Below are 18,382 nucleotides of genomic sequence, written 5' to 3'. Positions count from 1 at the left end.
AATTTAATCGTGCGCTTTGCAATTTCCTTTTTGGTAAGGTGTCTATTTTCCAGCTTATTACTTGTTTTTCTCCTTTTGACCTTGCCGATCGGGACGGCAACCTCGCAGGCTGCCGAACAAAAACAGGCAGCACAGCCCCCGATGAATTTCATCATCGTGCGCAGTTCCCTCTGCCAGGAAAACTGTCCTGAATGGATATCGGCGGAGGGGCGCATAACTGCCGATACGCCCGCTCGGCTGAGAAAAATTATCAAGAAGATCGGCGGCCGGAAACTGCCGGTCGTCTTCCGTTCGGAGGGCGGCGATGTCGATGCCGCCTATGCGATGGGCCGGATGATCCGCAAGGCCGGCCTGGAAACGGCGGTCGGCGGCACGCTGCTGAAGGGGTGCCCGGTTCAGGATACGCTCTGCGACGCCGCTATCGCCAAGGACGGAACCGCGACCGGCTACACTTATTCGGCCGGCGCATATTGCTTTTCCGCCTGTCCGCTGGCGTTCGCCGGCGGTACGTCGCGTGTCGCGTCGCAATGGTCCTTGATCGGCGTCCATCAGATCACGACCATCTACAACAGGGTGCGCGTCTCCTATCGCATCGAATACAAGATGGTGAACGGCAAGAAGAAGGAGATCTCCCGCAAGGAGGTGGGACGCAAGGTGGCGGGGCAGACCAGTTCTACCAAGCTCGGCAAGAAAGCCAACGCCGCACTGACGGCCTATTTGAAAGAAATGGGCGTCGCCGACGATGTGATCGACATGATGATGAGCGCCACGCCGGACAGCATTCATCTGGTGCCGTCTGCCGATGCCCTTCGAATAGGTCTCATCACGGATATGTTGCCTTATAGTGAGCGGCCCGGCATGTCGCTCTGCGCACCCGAAGCCACTTGCCATGGCCATCCGGCCGTTGACGCGCCTGTGACAGCCGAAGCGCCTGTACTTAAGGCGCCCGTGCTGAATACGACCGCAGACAAAAGCGAGAATCTGCCGAAAACCCATCCGATGGACTTTCTGCTGATGTACAATGGCAATTGCCAGGACGAGTGCATGCAATGGATTTCCGCGGATGGAGACATCACGCGGGAGACACCAGCGCGGCTGGAGGCGATCTTGAAATCGCTCGGCGGAACAAAGCTGCCGATCGTCCTTCAGTCTAATGGCGGGGACATGGATGCGGCTTTCGCGATGGGCCGTCTGATCCGTGCTGCAGGTCTGGAGACATCAATCGGCAGAACGTGGTTGCCGAATTGTCCAAAGCTGGATCCGCGTTGCAAGGCGGGTATCGCCAAAAGTGGACCGACCGAAGGCGAGGTTTTTGCTGGGGGTGGATACTGTCTTTCGACCTGTACTCTTGTCTTGATGAGCGGAACGCCGCGGATCATCGGATATTCCACTATCGGCCTCGCCAGACCCACGACCGCCGAATATACGAAATTCTTCGCCTATTTCGACGAGATGGGCGTCAGTGCCGAGACATTCGAGTCGACGATGCTGGCAACATCGACCGAGCGAAAGACTATACTTCGTTCTCAGGCGCTCGAGCTTGGCATTATCAACGGTATCATCCCTTATGGCGACGAGCCCGGTTATCGCCTGTGTGGACCCGATGCCAAGGAAAGCCTTCGATGCCCCAGAAAGGCGGAGGCCGAGATCGTTCCTGCTGCTGCTTCGCTAAATTGATATCGGGACGCGAAGGAGAGGGACATGGCGTTCCCGCTTGCTCACCTGTTCGACGCGCTCCTGTACCGACTTCTAAAGCGCGTCACATCAATTTTGAATCATGCGGCGCGCTTTGGCTCCTTGTTTTTATGCCGCCCCGGAACTGCTTCCGGGGCGGCATGCATTAAGCCTTATCCTTCAAATCATTCTTAGCGGTCACGCTCATCAGCTTTTCCAGGAAGCCGAGCATGACGGCGGAGGCGACGAAGGCGAGGTGCATGAGCGTCAGCCACATGATCTTACCGTCCGCATATTTGTCGGCATTGAGAAAGACCTGCAGCAGGTGGATGGAGGAGATGGCGACGATCGAGGAGGCGACCTTGATCTTCAGGCTGCCTGAATCGAGCTTGCCGAGAAAGGAGACTTCGTTGTCGGCTTCGCTGGCCTCATCGAAGCGGCTGACAAAATTCTCGTAGCCGGAGATTATCACCATGACAATCAGGCTGGCGACGAGGGCCGCATCGATCAGGCTGAGCATGGCAAGGATCATCTCCGCCTCGTCGAGGGCGAAGACGCCGGAGGCGATCTTCAGGAGCTTGTAGCCGAAGGAAACGGCATAGACGGCGAGTGCTGCGACAAGGCCGAAATAGAAGGCGACGAGGAGCCAGCGGCTCGACAGGATGATGCGCTCGATGATGAGTTCCAGTGCTTTCATGTCTTCATCCTGTAAAACCGCGATCGTTGACCGCCACTTAAACATCCAGCGCGGCGGCCGCAAGGCGCAGCGCTATTCACAGCCCGCCGATATTTCGATATCTCGATGGAGGGAGAACAAACGACTCCGCGTCCGCGGAAGTCGGGACGGGGAACATCCATGCCACCAATCAAATCCGATATCGAGATCGCGCGCGCTGCAGCCAAGAAGCCGATCTTCGAGATCGGGGCGAAGCTCGGCATTCCAGTCGAGCAGCTCGTCCCCTACGGTCACGACAAGGCAAAGGTCAGCGCCGAGTTCATCGCCGGGCAAGCGGGCAAGAAGGACGGCAAGCTGATCCTCGTCACCGCCATCAATCCGACGCCGGCGGGCGAGGGCAAGACAACGACCACCGTTGGGCTCGGCGACGGGCTGACCCGGATCGGCAAGAAAGCCATCGTCTGCATCCGCGAGGCTTCACTCGGCCCTTGCTTCGGCGTCAAGGGGGGAGCGGCCGGCGGCGGTTATGCGCAGGTCGTGCCGATGGAAGACATCAACCTGCATTTCACCGGCGATTTCCATGCGATCACCTCGGCGCACAATCTGCTGGCGGCGATGATCGATAACCACATTTACTGGGGCAACGAAGAGAATATCGATATCCGCCGCATCACCTGGCGGCGAGTGATGGATATGAACGACCGGGCGCTCCGGACCATGGTCTCCTCGCTCGGCGGCGTTGCCAACGGCTTCCCGCGCCAGGGCGGGTTCGACATCACCGTTGCCTCCGAAGTGATGGCGATCCTCTGCCTCGCAACCGACCTTAGGGATCTGGAGCGGCGGCTCGGTGACATCATCATAGGCTATCGCTTCGACAGGACGCCGGTGCATGCGCGCGACCTGAAAGCCGACGGCGCCATGGCGGTGCTGTTGAAAGATGCGATGCAGCCGAACCTGGTTCAGACGCTCGAGAACAATCCGGCCTTCGTGCATGGCGGGCCGTTTGCCAATATCGCCCATGGCTGCAATTCGGTGACGGCGACGAAGACGGCGCTGAAGCTCGGCGATTATGTGGTGACGGAAGCGGGTTTTGGGGCAGATCTCGGCGCCGAGAAATTTTTCGACATCAAGTGCCGCAAGGCCGGGCTGAAGCCGGATGCGGCGGTCATCGTTGCGACCGTCAGGGCGTTGAAGATGAATGGCGGGGTAAAGAAGGAGGACCTCGGCACAGAGGATGTCGTCGCACTGAAGAAGGGCTGCGCCAATCTTGGCCGGCACGTCGCCAATGTGCGCCGTTTCGGTGTGCCGGTCGTCGTCGCGATCAACCATTTCATCTCGGATACCGAAGCCGAAATCGCGGCGGTGAAGGAATTTGTTTCTAGGCTTGGCGCCGAGGCGATCCTTTGCCGCCACTGGGCGCTGGGTTCGGCCGGCATCGAGGAACTGGCGCACAAGGTGGTGGAACTGGCCGAATCCGGTCAGGCGAAATTCCAGCCGCTCTATGGCGACGATATTTCGCTGTTCGAGAAGATCGAGATCGTCGCCTCGAAGATCTACCATGCCGGCGAGGTGACGGCCGACAAGGCGGTGCGCGACCAATTGCAGACATGGGAGGAGCAGGGCTATGGCAAGCTGCCGGTCTGCATGGCCAAAACGCAATATTCCTTCTCGACCGATCCGAGCCTGCGCGGCGCGCCGGAGGGCCACATCGTTACCGTGCGGGAGGTGCGGCTTTCGGCCGGCGCCGGCTTCGTCGTCGCCATCACCGGAGAGATCATGACGATGCCCGGGCTGCCGAAGTCACCGTCGGCGGAACGGATTTTCCTGAATGAGCAGGGTTATATCGAGGGGCTGTTCTGATCCGGGGACAGCTTGCCGGGGTGTCCGGTCGGACGATCGCGGCGCTTTCCATAGTCCGGGTCGACGAACAGCCAGATGAAGAGCCTCTCCAGACCGAAGGAAAACACACCCAGACAGGCGAACCAATACAGTTCGCCGGTGAAGACATAGCCGATACCGAGGAAAAACAGGTAGGCGATCAGGGAGCCTGCGATCGTTTTCATTCGTTGCCGGCCCTTCCCCTCGCGTTTTACGCATCGATTTGGGTATTTTACGGCCTGATTCAAGCTGGAATCGCAAGCGCTTGAAATGATTAGTGACAATAGCGATAGCCGCCCTTCCTCTCGATCACGTCGAGATGGAAATGGGTCTCGTGGGCGGCGTCGCTTTCGGGGTCGAGCACGGTGGTGAAATAGAGGCAGCCTGCGGCGCTGACGGTGCGCTGGAAGGCGCCGGTCAGCGTCGGGTCTTCGCGGCGGGAGCGGACGGCGACATCCTCGCCCTTTTCGAAATGGAAGCTGGCAATGTCGATGGCGTTGCCGCGGGCATGCTCTGAGATCTTGCCCGTTCCGGCACCGTTGCGCAGGCGGCACATATAGGCCGTTGCCTGGTTGACGGTGGTGAGGCGACCCTGCTCCGGCAGGGCGGCGGAGGCTGCCGGAATAACGCTCTCCTTCATCCAGCGGGCAAGGGCAAGGGCTGCCGGGCAGCGGATCGTCGCCTCCGGCTTGAGCTTGATTCCGGGCAGGGCTTCGGAGACGATGATCGGCTTGTCGATGCCGCAGCCGTTGCCGTCGTCGATGCGCGGCGTTTCCTTGAAGACGACGCCCAGGGCCTGGAGTGCCGCCGTGCATTCGGCGTGGTCGGCGTCGCTTTCGGGTTCGATCGTCAGATGCTGTTCTTCGAGCGTCTGCTCGGCAGGTGGCTTGTTGTCTTCCGCCGGCGTCTGCGGACCTTTGCCCGGCGGCAGCGGCGGGCCCTGCATGGGTTCTGCCGGCTCAGGCTTTGACTGTTCCGGCTTGGATTGTTCGGGCTTTGCCGGTTCGGTGGATGGCACCGACGGCTGGTCCCGTGCCGGCGTTTTCGGCTCCTCCTTCACTTCAGGCTTTGGCACATCAGGCTTTGGCTGAGGCGCGGGCACATCATCCGGTGCAGGCAGTTCAGTCTTGTCGGGGAGTGGGGCGGGAGCTGTTATATCCCCGGCATCCGGTCGAGGTTGGGGTAAAGGGCCGTGCGGGGGCAGGCGGGCGCCGGCAAGAAAGGCGGTTGCGGCGACAATCGCCAGTATCGAAAATTTTCTCAACGCATCCGGTTCCGTCATGTCGATAGCGGAGAGGATAACGCATTATCGCAGTTTTCGTTGCAATCGCGCAACCTCCGGAAAGATCGCTAAAACTTGATTATATTATTCAACATAAATACCCACTTTATCTTGACAATGATGCTCATGTTTTTTATGCGGCGAAAAGAAGGCGAAATTCCGCGCCTTCATCCGCAAAGCCCAGCCAGCCCCTCGAGCGTTCGACGCGCCACGACCAGCCAGCCCGGTAATCATCATGAGAGGCTAGGTTATGATCGTCCGGTATTGGCGCTCGGTTCTATTGGTCTGCACGGCAGCCGCTATTGTTCTTCCTGTTTCAAAATCTCTAGCGCAAAGCGCTGCGGCAACGGCGCCGCAAGCCACCGCGGAAGACAGCACCGTCCTGCAGAAGATCGTCATCAAGGGAAAACGCGTGGCGCCGGGCAGCGTCGCCGATACGCCGCTGGCGACCGAAATTACCGCCAAGCAGTTGCAGGAGAAGCAGATCACCAATTACAGCGAAATTGGCCGCAGGGTCGATGCGGGCGTGAATTATTCGCGCGCCGACGCAGGCTTCAACCTGCGCGGCCTTTCCGGTTCGCGCATCCTGACCACGATCGACGGCATTCCGATCCCTTATATTTCGAACAGCTCGCGCCAGGGTGCTTTTGCTCCGGCCAACGCCAATGGCGGCGGCGATACCTTCGATTTCGATTCGCTGTCTTCGCTCGATATCGTGCGCGGTGCGGATTCGAGCAAGGGTGGTTCGGGCATGCTCGGCGGTGCCGTCGTTCTCAATACGCTGGAGCCGGAGGATCTTATTCCCGAAGGCCGCGACTGGGGCGCGATCGTCAAGTCCACCTATGACAGCGAAGACCGCAGCCTTTCCGGATCGGCCGCCGCCGCCAAGAAGATCGGCGGCACGTCGATCCTGTTCCAGGGCGGTTACCGCAGGGGCCATGAACGCGACAATATGGGCGACAACGACAGTTACGGTCGTTTCCGCACCGAGGCGGATCCGGCTGATTTCGATCAGAACAACCTGCTCTTCAAACTGCGCCAGGAACTGGAAGGCGGCCATCGGATCGGCTTGACGGCGGAACGGTTCCGCCGCGATCTCAAGACAGACCTGCGCGAACTCCAAGGAGGCGCCACGCCCCGCGCCTTCATGATCGACAATTATGACGGCCGCGAACTGCGTGACCGCGATCGCGTATCGCTCGATTATGCTTATGAAGCACAGTCCTCCGACGCGTTCTTCAGCAGTGCGCGCGCCACGCTCTATTGGCTGGATCTGAAGAAGGAAGCCGGCAGCAGGGGCCGGACGACCGCCAATGTGGCCTATGGCCGCAACAACGAAATCGAAAACCAAACCTGGGGCTTCAGCGGCACCGCCACGAAGGATTTCGAATATTCCGGTCTCAACCACTCCGTTCGCGTCGGCCTCGACGCCGGCGTGTCGAGCTGGAGCCAATATAGCTGGGCTCTTTGCCCGACATCGACAACATGCCCGGCGCTGAACAATCAGGCGAAGTTCCCAATGTGGACAGCCAGAGCCTTGGGCTTGTTGTCGAAGACAAGATCGAAATCGGCAATACCGGCTTCGCGCTGACACCCGGTTTCCGCTTCGATTGGTTCAACTACGACCCGTCGACCGACGGCGGTTTTGCGAGCAATACCGGACTTGCTCGTTTCGGCGACCTTCGCCACCGGACGGAAGCCGCCTTATCGCCGAAGATCCTTGCGACATACGACCTGACGCCCGACGTAGAGCTTTATATGCAACTTGCGGGCGGCTTCCGCGCGCCGACCGTGGACGAGCTTTACAGCCGCTTCTACAACCCAACGGGCCGCTACGCCCAGCTCGGCAATCCCGATCTGGAACCGGAAATCGGCCGCGGCATCGAAGTCGGCGCCAATTTCGACACCGGCGATTTTACCGGCCGGATTGCGGCTTTCCACACCCGCTACCAGAACTTTATCGAGACGGTAACAAGCAGGGATGCGACCGGCTTCACTGAGTTCAATTACACGAACGTGGCAGCGGCGACGATCTCGGGTATTGAAGCCAGCGCCGCCAAGACGTTCAACAACGGCATCAATCTTCATGCTTCGCTTGCCTATGCCTATGGCCGGAATGAAGAAACCACGCAGCGCCTGCGCTCGGTGGCACCGTTCAAGGCGATTGTCGGCGGTGGCTGGAGCAATGAGACCTTCGGCTTCGACCTTTCCTCGACGCTTTCGGCCGGCATGCTCACCGACCATCTCAACACCGTCGGCTCGACCGCCGATACGACCTTCGATGCGCCCGGCTATGCGATCGTCGACTTGACCGGCTGGTGGACGCCGGAACAGTTGCCGGCCCTGCGCGTGCAGGCTGGCGTCTACAACATCTTCGACCAGGAATATTTCAACGCGCTTGCCGTGCGCGAGGTCAATCTCAGCTCGGTGACGGCGTCGCAGCCGCGCGATTGGTATTCCGAGCCTGGCCGCACCTTCAAGGTCTCGCTCTCCAAGACGTTCTGATTGCCGATCACGCCTTCAAGGCTGGGGAGGGGCGGCTTTCGGGCCGCCCCTTTCATTGCCGCAATCGCCTCTTGCGCGGCGGCCGATCTCAGGCTAACAATTTTCGCCATGATCAAGTCCTTGAACATTGCTGTTTGGTGGTGGGCTCGCTAAGGCGGCCTCGACCAATCGTGTCCAAAGACGACGACGAGTGAGCCGCCCGAAACTTCGAGGCGGCTTTTTTATTTTATCGCCGCCTGTCGTCCGGGCCCCGATAACGGAGTGGAACAATGGTAACGATCCTGCGGGATGATGGTGCGGAAATCTACGAGACCAAGGGCGGCATATCCGTCACGCGGCAGCGGCGGGCAATCCCCTACGGCGACGCGGTCTCTTCCTATATCGACAAGCTCGACGAACGCCGCGGCGCGGTGTTTTCGTCGAACTACGAATATCCGGGCCGTTATACGCGCTGGGATACCGCCGTCGTCGATCCGCCGCTCGGCATCTCCTCCTTCGGGCGCGACGTCTGGATCGAAGCCTATAACGAACGCGGTGAGGTGATCCTCAGCTTCGTGGCCGAGCGGTTGAAGACGGTGTCCGACCTCGTGCTGGGTGCATACTCCGCGCGCCGCCTCGACCTATCGGTCAAGACGCCGGACCGGGTGTTCACCGAGGAAGAGCGCTCGAAGATGCCGACGGTTTTCACCGTGTTGCGCGCCGTCACCGACCTCTTCTATTCGCAGGCGGATGCGAGCCTCGGGCTCTACGGCGCCTTCGGCTACGACATCGCCTTCCAGTTCGATGCGATCGATCTGAAGCTGACGCGGCCGTCTGACCAGCGTGACATGGTGCTCTACCTGCCGGACGAGATTCTCGTCGTCGACAATTATGCGGCCAAGGCCTGGATCGACCGTTACGACTTCGAAAAGGGCGGCCTGACGACCGAGGGCAAGGCGCAAGACATCGCGCCTGAGCCTTTCAAGCACACGGATGCCATTCCACCGAAGAGCGATCACCGGCCGGGCGAATATGCCGAGCTCGTCGTCAAGGCGAAGGAAAGTTTCCGCAAAGGCGACCTCTTCGAAGTCGTGCCCGGGCAGAAATTCATGGAGCGCTGCGAAAGCAAGCCTTCCGACATTTCCAAGCGGCTGAAGGCGATCAATCCCTCGCCCTATTCCTTCTTCATCAATCTCGGCCATCAGGAATATCTGGTCGGCGCCTCGCCTGAGATGTTCGTGCGCGTTTCCGGCCGGCGGATCGAGACCTGCCCGATTTCGGGCACGATCAAGCGCGGCGACGATCCGATCGCCGACAGCGAGCAGATCCTGAAGCTGTTGAATTCGAAGAAGGACGAATCCGAGCTGACCATGTGCTCGGACGTCGACCGCAACGACAAGAGCCGCGTCTGCGAACCGGGTTCGGTCAAGGTGATCGGCCGCCGGCAGATCGAGATGTATTCGCGTCTCATCCACACGGTCGACCATATCGAAGGGCGGTTGCGCGACGACATGGACGCCTTCGACGGTTTCCTCAGCCACGCCTGGGCCGTCACCGTCACCGGCGCCCCCAAACTCTGGGCGATGCGCTTCATCGAGAGCCGTGAAAAGAGCCCGCGCGCATGGTATGGTGGAGCAATCGGCATGGTCGGCTTCAACGGCGACATGAATACCGGCCTGACGCTGCGCACCGTGCGCATCAAGGACGGCATCGCCGAGGTGCGTGCCGGCGCGACGCTGCTGAATGATTCCATTCCCGAGGAAGAAGAAGCCGAAACAGAACTGAAGGCCTCCGCCATGCTTTCCGCCATCCGCGACGCCAAAACGGGCAACTCAGGCAAGATCCAGCGTGACGTCGCAAGCGTCGGCAAGGGCGTCAGCATCCTGTTGATCGACCATGAGGACAGCTTCGTTCACACGCTCGCCAATTATTTCCGCCAGACCGGGGCGACGGTTTCGACCGTGCGCACGCCGGTGCCGGAGGAAATCTTCGACCGGCTGAATCCGGATCTCGTTGTGCTGTCGCCCGGACCCGGAACGCCCAAGGATTTCGACTGCAAGGCGACGATCAAGAAGGCGCGGGCTCGCAACCTGCCGATTTTCGGCGTCTGCCTCGGCCTGCAGGCGCTCGCCGAAGCCTATGGCGGGGAACTGCGGCATCTGGCCCTGCCGATGCATGGCAAGCCCTCACGCATCCGCGTGCTGGAACCGGGCATCGTCTTCTCCGGCCTGTCGAAGGAGGTGACCGTCGGCCGCTACCACTCGATCTTTGCCGATCCCTCGACGCTGCCGCGCGAGTTCATCATCACGGCGGAAAGCGAGGACGGCACGATCATGGGCATCGAGCATGAGAAGGAGCCGATCGCCGCAGTGCAGTTCCACCCGGAATCTATCATGACGCTCGGCGGCGATGCCGGCATGCGGATGATCGAAAATGTGGTGGCCCATCTGGCCCGCAAGGTGAAGACGAAGGCGGCTTGATGGCGATTCCGCCTGGCCCTTCCTGCTTGCGGGAAGGGCCAGGCCTCCGCATCAGAGCCCGGTTGACTTTTTCATGTAAATCAGAACATTTCAGGAACGATCAATTGGAGCCCATCGCCGTGGCCAATGCTGAAAAGTTCATCGTTCTCCCCTACCGCAAGAACCGCGGCAATCTGGTGCCCGGCGAAATGCGCCAGGCTTCCAACTCCGTCAGTGCGGAAAAGATCGCCTCGGCGATGGCTGAGCGTTTCGTCGGTGTGGCGGCCTATGCGGTGATCGTCGACGAAGAAACCGGCGATATGTCTTCGCCGCGACTGCTGGCGCGATATGGTGAGATTGCCGATCTCAACGCCGCCTGAGGCATCGTTCCGGCATGGAGACGTCGCTTTATCTACCGGTCAAAGCTTTCCTGGAGGCGGCCGGTTACGTCGTGAAGGGTGAGGTCGGAAAATGCGATCTCGTCGGCTTGAGCGATGGCGAACCGCCGGTCGTGGTGGTCTGCGAACTGAAACTCTCCTTCAACCTCGAACTCGTTCTCCAGGCGGTGGACCGCGCGGCGATGAGCGATGAAGTCTGGATCGCGGCGCGCGTTTCGGCCAAGGGGCGCGGACGAGAGGCCGACAGACGCTACCGCGACCTCTGCCGGCGGCTCGGGATCGGCATGCTCGGCGTTTCCGACCGCGGCGAGGTCAGCATTATCGTCAGTTCCATTTCGCCGATGCCGCGGACCAACCCGAAGCGGCGCTCGCGCCTCGTCAGCGAGCACCAGCGGCGGCGTGGCGATCCTGCCGTCGGCGGCGGTTCGCGAGCGCCGATCATGACCGCCTATCGCCAGCAGGCGCTGCTCTGCGCCTCGGCACTGGAGCAGGGGCTCAAGCGGCCGCGGGAGATGAAGGCGCTTGCGGCCAAGGCCGGCCCGATCCTGCGCGACAACGTCTATGGATGGTTCGAGCGCATAGAAAAGGGCATCTACGCCCTGACGCCGGCAGGGCAGGCCGCGCTTTTGCGCTGGCCGCAGCCTGTCCTTTCAGACCCGGCTCACTGAGCGCAGCGGGATCGCGACCGTTCCCGCCGCTGCTTTCCAATTGCGGGCGGCAACAGCTGTGAAGGACGTGTCATTCTCTTTGACAAATCCTGCATCATCGCCCATATCACCTCCAATTGGACCGCCTTCGCGACATTCGCGTGGGCGGTTTTGCATTTCAATGGCTTGGACCCTGCAATTCATTCGCAACCGCAGGAGGACGATATGAGTGATAACGGCGATCTTACGGTTCGGACGCTGGCGATGTGGGGGATTCCGCTGTCGCTCGGCGTCATGGGCCTGAAGATGGTGGCCTGGTGGGTCACCGGCTCGGTGGCGCTGCTGTCGGACGGGCTCGAATCAACGGTCAATGTCGTTGCCGCCTTCATCGCCTTCTTCGTCATCCGCTATGCGCAGAAGCCGGCCGATCACGACCATCCCTTCGGCCATCACAAGGCGGAATATCTCTCTGCCGTCACCGAAGGCGTGCTGATCGTCGTCGCCGCCCTGCTAATCGTCAACGAGGCTGTCGGTTACCTCGCCGAGCCGCGCATGCTCGATGCGCCGGTGCTCGGTCTTACGATCAATTTGGCGGCCGGCGTCATCAATGCGGTCTGGGCGCGGCTGCTGATCCGGACCGGTCGCAAGCACCGCTCGGCGGCGCTTGCCGCGGACGGGCAGCATATCATGTCCGATGTGGTGACCTCGGTCGGCGTGCTCGTCGGCCTGCTGCTGGCGCTGGCAACGGGCTATGCGATCTTCGACCCTGTGCTTGCCATTCTCGTCGCCGTCAACATCATCTACCAGGGCTGGAAAGTGATCTCGCAATCGATCGGCGGGCTGATGGACCAGGCGGTTGATCCGCGGGACGAGGAGGCGATCAAGCAGGCGATCGCCACCCATGCGGCGGGTTCGATCGGCGTGCACGACCTGAAGACCAGGCGGGCCGGCACCGTCACCTTCATCGATTTTCACATGGTGGTGCCCGGCACTATGTCGGTGCGGCAGGCGCATGATATATGCGACCGCCTTGAGGATGCCATCAGTGCGGTGCACGAGGGCGCCAAAATAGCCATTCACGTGGAGCCGGAGGGTGAAAAGGCCCATGGCATCCGCGTCAAAGTCGTCAAGGAGGCATGATGCCGAATACCGATGTTTCCAGCCTGTCGATGCTGGGCCAGCAAACCGAAACCGCGCAATCGCCGGAGCAGGCGGTGCTTGAAAAAGTGCCGTCCAATCATGCCGGCACCGATTACGTCGTGCGCTTCACCGCGCCGGAATTCACCTCGCTCTGCCCGATGACCGGGCAGCCGGATTTCGCCCATATCGTCATCGACTACATTCCGGGCGAATGGCTGGTGGAATCGAAGTCGCTGAAACTCTTCCTGCATTCCTTCCGCAACCACGGCGCTTTCCACGAGGATTGCTCGATCTACATCGCCAAGCGCATCGTCGAGCTGCTCGATCCCAAGTGGCTGAGGATCGGGGCTTACTGGTATCCGCGCGGCGGCATTCCGATCGACGTCTTCTGGCAGACCGGCAAACCGCCGGAAGGTGTTTGGCTGCCGGAGCAAGGCGTCGCCACCTATCGCGGACGTGGGTGAGCCGCGGTGCCGCCAAAGGCGGCAGCAATCGATCCAGTGAATCGATTGCAGCGGCCGGGATACGGTGCGGCAGGTGTAAAACCAACTGCCGCTGCCTCCTTGGCCATTAAACCTCAGACATCCGTAACGTCGCCGCCGGACGAGTCGTCGGTGTAATCGTCACCGTCATCATAATCGGCCTGCTGCACATTGGCATTGTCATTGTCGTCGGCAGCGTTATCCGAGGCCTGGCGGGTGTCGTCATTGCCGTAATAGTTGTTGATGACGGTTTCCTCGGTGGGCGCGTTGGCATTGCCGAAGGGGTTAGCGCCGAAGGGCGAGCCCCAGCCGAGCGAGGACATGTGATTGCCGAAGATGCCGCTCAGCGAATTGGCAAGCAGCATGCCGCCGGCGACGCCGGCCGCCGTGCCGAGCGCGCCGCGCAGGAAGCTGCCGCCGGCCGACGGCGCATCGGCCTGCTGGCTCCAGGGACCGGTCGGCTGCTGCTGCGGCTGGCGGCCATCGCGGTCGTAGCCGCGGGAATCGTCATAGCCGCGGGATTGCTGGCCCCAGGGACCGGGATTGGAGGGAACGGGGGCCGGCTGCTGCGTCTGGGTGTTGCCGAAGATTGAGCTCAGGAAGCCGCCGCCCTGTTCGGCCTGGCGATGATCGCTCGCGCCGGCTTCCAGCTGGCGGACATGCTCTTCGAGTTCCTTGATATGGTTGGCGGCCGCTTCCAACCCCTTTTCCTGGACGATGACGGCCTGGGCGAGATAATAGGTGGCGGAGGGCTGTTCCCGCGTCGCCTGGTCGATCAGGGCCTCGGCGTCGCGGTCGCGCGGCTGGGCCGCTGCTGTGCGCACGCGGTCGAAGAGTGCGGTCAGCAATTGGCGTTCTTCGGGTGACATGTTCTGCCTCCTGTTGGTCCTGAGCGCTCGCGTATCCGACCGGACGCGTACAGCGTTCCATGGTTTTTCGGTGCAGCTATCGCTGCGTGAGGTTGAGGTAGGAACCGATTCAGGCTTTTCAAAGCCTTTCATCGTTACATTTCAGTAAGGCTTGCAGAACGGCGCGCGGCTTCTTAAGGATATCTCCATCGCTTCGATGCCTTGTGTTTTTCCCGCATTGTTTTAGGCATTGAGTCGCACTATGTGCGGGGAAGCCGAATTCATCTCCAAGAGGTTCGAATGAACGACGAAGACCAGGACGACAAGACGAAGGAACTGCCGCTCGGCAAGGAAACGGAGGCGAATCTTTTCAAGTCGCGTTCGATCTTCATCTACGGACCGATCAATCAGGAATTGGCGCAGAAGGTCTGCTCGCAGCTCGTGGCGCTTGCCGCGGCCGGCGACGAAGACATCCGCATCTATGTGAATTCGCCCGGCGGCCACGTCGAATCCGGTGATTCCATCCATGACATGATCAAGTTCATCAAGCCGAAGGTCTGGATGATCGGCACCGGCTGGGTCGCCTCCGCCGGCGCGCTGATCTATGTCGCCACTCCAAAGGAGCGGCGCCTGTGCCTGCCGAACACGCGCTTCCTGCTGCACCAGCCCTCCGGCGGCACGCGCGGCATGGCATCCGACATCGAGATCCAGGCACGCGAGATCATCAAGATGAACGAGCGCCTGAACAAGATCATGGCGGCGGCCACCGGCCAGCCGCTCGACAAGATCGCCCGGGATACGGATCGCGACTACTGGCTGTCGGCCGAAGAGGCGAAGGACTACGGTCTCGTCTCGCGGATCGTGACGTCACAGGCCGATATCTGAGTTTTCTCAGCCAAGCTGCCAAGAACCGTCCTTGCCTGTAGACATCAGGCAGGGGCGTTTTGTTTTGGCCGGCTTGGAGAGGCCGACCAACCCGAACACGCGGGCGCGCTGAACGGAAAGGACCGAATCCGGACTTGCACGCGCGGCAATCGTCATGCTCCATGCGCCATTCCGCAGCCGCGAGTCCTGCCATGCTCAAAGATTTTTCCGTCCAGGCCCTGTTCATGGGGCTGTTGACCGCCTTCGTCGGTTCCGCCAGCTCGTTTGCCGTCGTGCTGCACGGGCTGGAGGCCGTCGGTGCAACGGATGCGCAGGCCGCTTCGGGGCTGATGGCCTTGTCCATCTCTATGGGCGTCTGCGCGATCGTGCTCAGTGCTGTGACGCGATTGCCGATCAGCATCGCCTGGTCGACGCCAGGTGCTGCACTGCTGGCAAGCACGGGGGCGATCGAGGGCGGCTTCAATGCGGCGGTCGGGGCATTCCTGATCTGTGCCGCCCTGATCATCGTCGCAGGGCTGTTCAAGCCGCTCGGCCGGGCGGTCGCCGCTATTCCGGCGCCGCTTGCCAATGCGATGCTCTCCGGCGTGCTGATCGGCCTCTGCTTCGCGCCGGTGAAGGCGATCGGCTTCAATCCCGTCCTCGGCCTGCCGATCGTCGTCGCCTGGATCGTCGTCGGCGCCTTCAAACGGCTTTGGGCGGTGCCGGCGGCACTCGCAGCCTTCGTGCTGGTGCTCACCTTCGGCGTCGATATTCCGGACGGCGCATTCGCCTCGCTCGAACAATCGCTGGTGCCGACGGCTGAAGTCGTCCGGCCGGTGTTCAATCTTGCCGGTTTCGTGTCGATCGCGCTGCCGCTCTTCATCGTCACCATGGCCTCGCAGAACATTCCCGGTATCGCGGTGCTGAAGGTCAATCACTACGATCCGAAGCCCGGCCCGCTCTTTGCCGTCACCGGCTTCTTCTCGCTGCTGTCGGCGCCGTTCGGCGGTCATGCCGTCAATCTGGCGGCAATCACCGCGGCAATGTGCGCCGGACAGGATGCCCACGCGGATCCGAAGCGGCGCTATTGGGCGTCCCTGATCGCCGGCGTCGGTTATATCATCCTCGGCCTGCTCGCCGGCGCGGTGACGGCTTTCGTCGCGCTTGCGCCTCCGATCCTGATCGAGGCGGTGGCCGGGCTGGCGCTGGTCGGCGCTTTCTCCTCCTCGGCGATGTCGGCCTTCCAGGCGCCGGAGTCGCGCGAAGCGGCGGCGATCACCTTCCTCGTCACCGCCTCCGGCATCTCTTTCGGCGGCATATCAGGCGCCTTCTGGGGATTGATCGCCGGCGGATTGATGCTGGCGCTGTCGCGGCTGGTGAAGATGTCGAAAGATAGGGCTCAGGCACGGTAACGGAAGGTCGAAGTGCCGCGAGGGCTTGCCAGTTTCACCGCCCAAGGTTATAAGCGCGGCCATGAAGACCACTGGCGCCAGGATTTCCAACACGATTGCACGCGGCCGCATTGCCCTGCGTGACAATACGCGCGCCCTGACCTCGCTTCTTCTCCTCGGCCTTACGCGCGGTTGCCGGGTCCTTTGAGGAGCGCCCGGCGGCCGAAAGCCCGCCCGGCCATCGCTCCTCGCGACTCACTTTCAAAATTGACCTAACGACCGACAAAGGTCCGCATTTGTTTATCGCCAAGCCTGATGTGATCGGCTAAGAGCGGGGCAAATGCCGGGACGAGGAGACGACACCATGGACGCGAAAACGCAATCCTCCAAAAGCGCGACGAGCCCTGCAAAGGGCATGCCCGACGCCGCGGTGAAATACCGGCCCTATCCGCAGGTAAACATTCCCGACCGCACCTGGCCGACGAAGATCATCACCAAGGCGCCGGTCTGGTGCTCGGTCGACCTGCGCGACGGCAACCAGGCGCTCGTCGACCCGATGGGCCACGACCGCAAGGCGCGCATGTTCCAGCTGCTGCTTGAGATGGGCTTCAAGGAGATCGAGATCGGTTTCCCCTCCGCTTCGCAGACCGATTTCGATTTCGCCCGCTGGTGCGTGGAAGAGGGCAATGTGCCCGCCGATGTCTCCCTGCAGGTGCTGGTACAGTGCCGACCGGAACTGATCACCCGCACCTTCGAAGCGCTGGAAGGGGCAAACCGGCCGATCGTGCATTTCTACAATTCGACCAGCGAGCTGCAGCGCCGCGTCGTTTTCGCCAAGGATGTGCAGGGCATCAAGCAGATCGCCGTCGATGCCGCCAAGATGATTACCGACATGGCCGTGAAGGCCGGCGGCGGCTACCGTTTCGAATATTCCCCCGAGAGCTTCACCGGCACGGAACTCGAAGTGGCGCTGGAAATCTGCAATGGCGTTATCGAGGTGGTCAAGCCGACGCCGGATAATAAGCTGATCATCAACCTGCCGTCCACCGTCGAGATGGCGACGCCGAACGTCTATGCCGACCAGATCGAGTGGATGTGCCGCAATCTCGACAATCGCGAAAACCTGATCATCTCGCTGCACCCGCATAACGACCGAGGCACAGGGATCGCCGCTGCCGAACTGGCCCTGCTGGCAGGAGCCGACCGTGTCGAAGGCACGCTGTTCGGCAATGGCGAGCGCACCGGCAATGTCGACATGGTGACGATGGCGCTGAACATGTTCACGCAAGGGGTCGATCCCGAGATCGACTGCTCGAATATCGAGCGCATCAAGGAAGTGTTCGAATATTCGAACCAGATGGCGATTTCCGAGCGTCATCCTTACGTCGGCGAGCTGGTCTATACGGCCTTCTCAGGCTCACATCAGGATGCGATCAACAAGGGCATGAAGGCGGCCCAGGTCGCCAACCACCCCGTCTGGGAAGTGCCTTACCTGCCGATCGACCCGCGCGATGTCGGCCGTTCCTACGAGGCGATCATCCGCATCAACTCGCAATCCGGCAAGGGCGGCATCGCCTATATCCTGCAGCAGGATTACGGGCTGAACCTGCCTCGCAACCTGCAGGTGGAATTCCGCGAGGATATCCAGCGCATCACCGACGTCGAGGGCAAGGAGCTTCCTTCGAAGCGGATCTACGATCGTTTCATCGAGCGTTACGTGACGCAGCCAGATGCACGCCTGCGGTTCGTCGATCACCACACCTATCCCGACACAGAGCGCAAGGGTCAGCGGATCGTTGCGGCCGAGATCACCGACAATGGTGAGATCAAGCGCATCGAAGGCCGCGGCAACGGTCCAATCGACGGCTTCATCAACGCGCTGTCGCATTATCTCGGCATCGAGATGTCGGTCGAGGATTATTCCGAGCATTCGCTGCAGCACGGCTCGAACGCAGCGGCGATCTCCTATGTCGAGACCTCCTATCCCGGTGGCAAGCTCTTCGGCGCCGGCGTCAATACCAACATTGTCGCGGCATCGCTGGAAGCGATCGTCTCGGCTGCCAACCGCGTGCTCGACGTTAAGGCCGGCAAGGCCTGATCGATTGGTGAAGTAATATTGGTGCCTTGATCAAGAGATTGCCCGTCGGCGATGCTCCGGG

The 18,382-nt window shown here is 61.2% G+C and carries 14 protein-coding genes and 1 pseudogene; 11 read left to right on the top strand and 4 right to left on the bottom strand.

Going from position 1 to position 18,382, the window contains the following annotated elements; translation table 11 throughout:
* Nucleotides 1-9 precede the first annotated feature (9 nt).
* Nucleotides 10-1,677 (top strand): hypothetical protein, encoded by a 1,668-nt coding sequence (locus RLEG4DRAFT_RS25890; protein WP_003581223.1) that lies wholly within the window; start codon nucleotides 10-12, stop codon nucleotides 1,675-1,677.
* 163 nt (nucleotides 1,678-1,840) lie between these two features.
* Here RLEG4DRAFT_RS25890 and RLEG4DRAFT_RS25885 read toward each other — a convergent pair whose 3' ends face one another.
* Complete coding sequence (locus tag RLEG4DRAFT_RS25885; RefSeq protein WP_003581222.1) at nucleotides 1,841-2,371, bottom strand: TIGR00645 family protein; 531 nt, start codon at nucleotides 2,369-2,371, stop codon at nucleotides 1,841-1,843.
* 159 nt (nucleotides 2,372-2,530) lie between these two features.
* On the opposite strand from RLEG4DRAFT_RS25885, the gene RLEG4DRAFT_RS25880 reads away from it, so the two are divergent.
* Nucleotides 2,531-4,210: a formate--tetrahydrofolate ligase gene (locus RLEG4DRAFT_RS25880; protein WP_003581221.1), complete on the top strand. Its 1,680-nt coding sequence runs from the start codon at nucleotides 2,531-2,533 to the stop codon at nucleotides 4,208-4,210.
* Here the strand turns inward: RLEG4DRAFT_RS25880 and RLEG4DRAFT_RS25875 are convergent.
* Nucleotides 4,189-4,413 (bottom strand): hypothetical protein, encoded by a 225-nt coding sequence (locus RLEG4DRAFT_RS25875; protein WP_003581220.1) that lies wholly within the window; start codon nucleotides 4,411-4,413, stop codon nucleotides 4,189-4,191. The two genes, RLEG4DRAFT_RS25880 and RLEG4DRAFT_RS25875, sit on opposite strands and share 22 nt — an antisense overlap.
* Before the next feature lie 89 nt (nucleotides 4,414-4,502).
* Nucleotides 4,503-5,510: an extensin family protein gene (locus RLEG4DRAFT_RS25870; RefSeq protein ID WP_003581219.1), complete on the bottom strand. Its 1,008-nt coding sequence runs from the start codon at nucleotides 5,508-5,510 to the stop codon at nucleotides 4,503-4,505.
* Nucleotides 5,511-5,760: 250 nt separating this feature from the next.
* Between RLEG4DRAFT_RS25870 and RLEG4DRAFT_RS25865 the strand changes: the two are divergent.
* From RLEG4DRAFT_RS25865 to queF, 6 genes and pseudogenes are all read left to right on the top strand, one after another.
* Nucleotides 5,761-8,015 (top strand): annotated as a pseudogene (locus RLEG4DRAFT_RS25865) (TonB-dependent hemoglobin/transferrin/lactoferrin family receptor).
* 269 nt (nucleotides 8,016-8,284) lie between these two features.
* A complete protein-coding gene (locus RLEG4DRAFT_RS25860; RefSeq protein WP_003581217.1) occupies nucleotides 8,285-10,474 on the top strand; it encodes an anthranilate synthase in 2,190 nt (729 codons plus the stop codon).
* Between the two features lie 119 nt (nucleotides 10,475-10,593).
* A complete protein-coding gene (locus RLEG4DRAFT_RS25855; protein ID WP_003561395.1) occupies nucleotides 10,594-10,833 on the top strand; it encodes a hypothetical protein in 240 nt (79 codons plus the stop codon).
* A gap of 14 nt (nucleotides 10,834-10,847) precedes the next feature.
* Nucleotides 10,848-11,519 carry a DUF2161 domain-containing phosphodiesterase gene (locus RLEG4DRAFT_RS25850; RefSeq protein ID WP_003581216.1) on the top strand — a complete coding sequence of 224 codons (672 nt, stop codon included), beginning with the start codon at nucleotides 10,848-10,850 and terminating at the stop codon, nucleotides 11,517-11,519.
* 204 nt (nucleotides 11,520-11,723) lie between these two features.
* Nucleotides 11,724-12,638 carry a CDF family cation efflux transporter EmfA gene (gene emfA, locus RLEG4DRAFT_RS25845; protein WP_003581213.1) on the top strand — a complete coding sequence of 305 codons (915 nt, stop codon included), beginning with the start codon at nucleotides 11,724-11,726 and terminating at the stop codon, nucleotides 12,636-12,638.
* Entirely contained in the window at nucleotides 12,638-13,102 is a 465-nt protein-coding gene (gene queF / locus RLEG4DRAFT_RS25840; RefSeq protein WP_003581211.1) for a preQ(1) synthase, read from the top strand. The genes emfA and queF overlap by 1 nt, the downstream gene beginning before the upstream one ends.
* A gap of 113 nt (nucleotides 13,103-13,215) precedes the next feature.
* Here queF and RLEG4DRAFT_RS25835 read toward each other — a convergent pair whose 3' ends face one another.
* A complete protein-coding gene (locus RLEG4DRAFT_RS25835) occupies nucleotides 13,216-13,989 on the bottom strand; it encodes a DUF2076 domain-containing protein (RefSeq protein ID WP_003581209.1) in 774 nt (257 codons plus the stop codon).
* A 279-nt stretch (nucleotides 13,990-14,268) separates the two neighbouring features.
* On the opposite strand from RLEG4DRAFT_RS25835, the gene RLEG4DRAFT_RS25830 reads away from it, so the two are divergent.
* The 3 genes from RLEG4DRAFT_RS25830 (at nucleotide 14,269) to leuA (ending at nucleotide 18,321) form a co-directional block, all read left to right on the top strand.
* A complete protein-coding gene (locus RLEG4DRAFT_RS25830) occupies nucleotides 14,269-14,853 on the top strand; it encodes an ATP-dependent Clp protease proteolytic subunit (RefSeq protein ID WP_003581207.1) in 585 nt (194 codons plus the stop codon).
* 161 nt (nucleotides 14,854-15,014) lie between these two features.
* Entirely contained in the window at nucleotides 15,015-16,244 is a 1,230-nt protein-coding gene (locus tag RLEG4DRAFT_RS25825; RefSeq protein WP_037094157.1) for a benzoate/H(+) symporter BenE family transporter, read from the top strand.
* A gap of 343 nt (nucleotides 16,245-16,587) precedes the next feature.
* Nucleotides 16,588-18,321, top strand: coding sequence for a 2-isopropylmalate synthase (gene leuA / locus RLEG4DRAFT_RS25820; RefSeq protein WP_003581202.1), 1,734 nt, complete (start codon nucleotides 16,588-16,590; stop codon nucleotides 18,319-18,321).
* The last annotated feature ends 61 nt before the right edge of the window (nucleotides 18,322-18,382 follow it).

This window comes from Rhizobium leguminosarum bv. trifolii WSM2297, assembly GCF_000271845.1.
Note: the sequence above shows the minus strand (reverse complement) of the source record. Positions and strands in the feature narration are given on the sequence as shown.

Coding starts and splice junctions, on each gene's coding strand:
- RLEG4DRAFT_RS25885 (WP_003581222.1), bottom strand. CDS start 2,371: ATGAAAGCACTGGAACTCATCATCGAGCGCATCATCCTGTCGAGCCGC.
- RLEG4DRAFT_RS25880 (WP_003581221.1), top strand. CDS start 2,531: ATGCCACCAATCAAATCCGATATCGAGATCGCGCGCGCTGCAGCCAAG.
- RLEG4DRAFT_RS25875 (WP_003581220.1), bottom strand. CDS start 4,413: ATGAAAACGATCGCAGGCTCCCTGATCGCCTACCTGTTTTTCCTCGGT.
- RLEG4DRAFT_RS25870 (WP_003581219.1), bottom strand. CDS start 5,510: ATGACGGAACCGGATGCGTTGAGAAAATTTTCGATACTGGCGATTGTC.
- RLEG4DRAFT_RS25860 (WP_003581217.1), top strand. CDS start 8,285: ATGGTAACGATCCTGCGGGATGATGGTGCGGAAATCTACGAGACCAAG.
- RLEG4DRAFT_RS25850 (WP_003581216.1), top strand. CDS start 10,848: ATGGAGACGTCGCTTTATCTACCGGTCAAAGCTTTCCTGGAGGCGGCC.
- emfA (WP_003581213.1), top strand. CDS start 11,724: ATGAGTGATAACGGCGATCTTACGGTTCGGACGCTGGCGATGTGGGGG.
- queF (WP_003581211.1), top strand. CDS start 12,638: ATGCCGAATACCGATGTTTCCAGCCTGTCGATGCTGGGCCAGCAAACC.
- RLEG4DRAFT_RS25835 (WP_003581209.1), bottom strand. CDS start 13,989: ATGTCACCCGAAGAACGCCAATTGCTGACCGCACTCTTCGACCGCGTG.
- RLEG4DRAFT_RS25830 (WP_003581207.1), top strand. CDS start 14,269: ATGAACGACGAAGACCAGGACGACAAGACGAAGGAACTGCCGCTCGGC.
- RLEG4DRAFT_RS25825 (WP_037094157.1), top strand. CDS start 15,015: ATGCGCCATTCCGCAGCCGCGAGTCCTGCCATGCTCAAAGATTTTTCC.
- leuA (WP_003581202.1), top strand. CDS start 16,588: ATGGACGCGAAAACGCAATCCTCCAAAAGCGCGACGAGCCCTGCAAAG.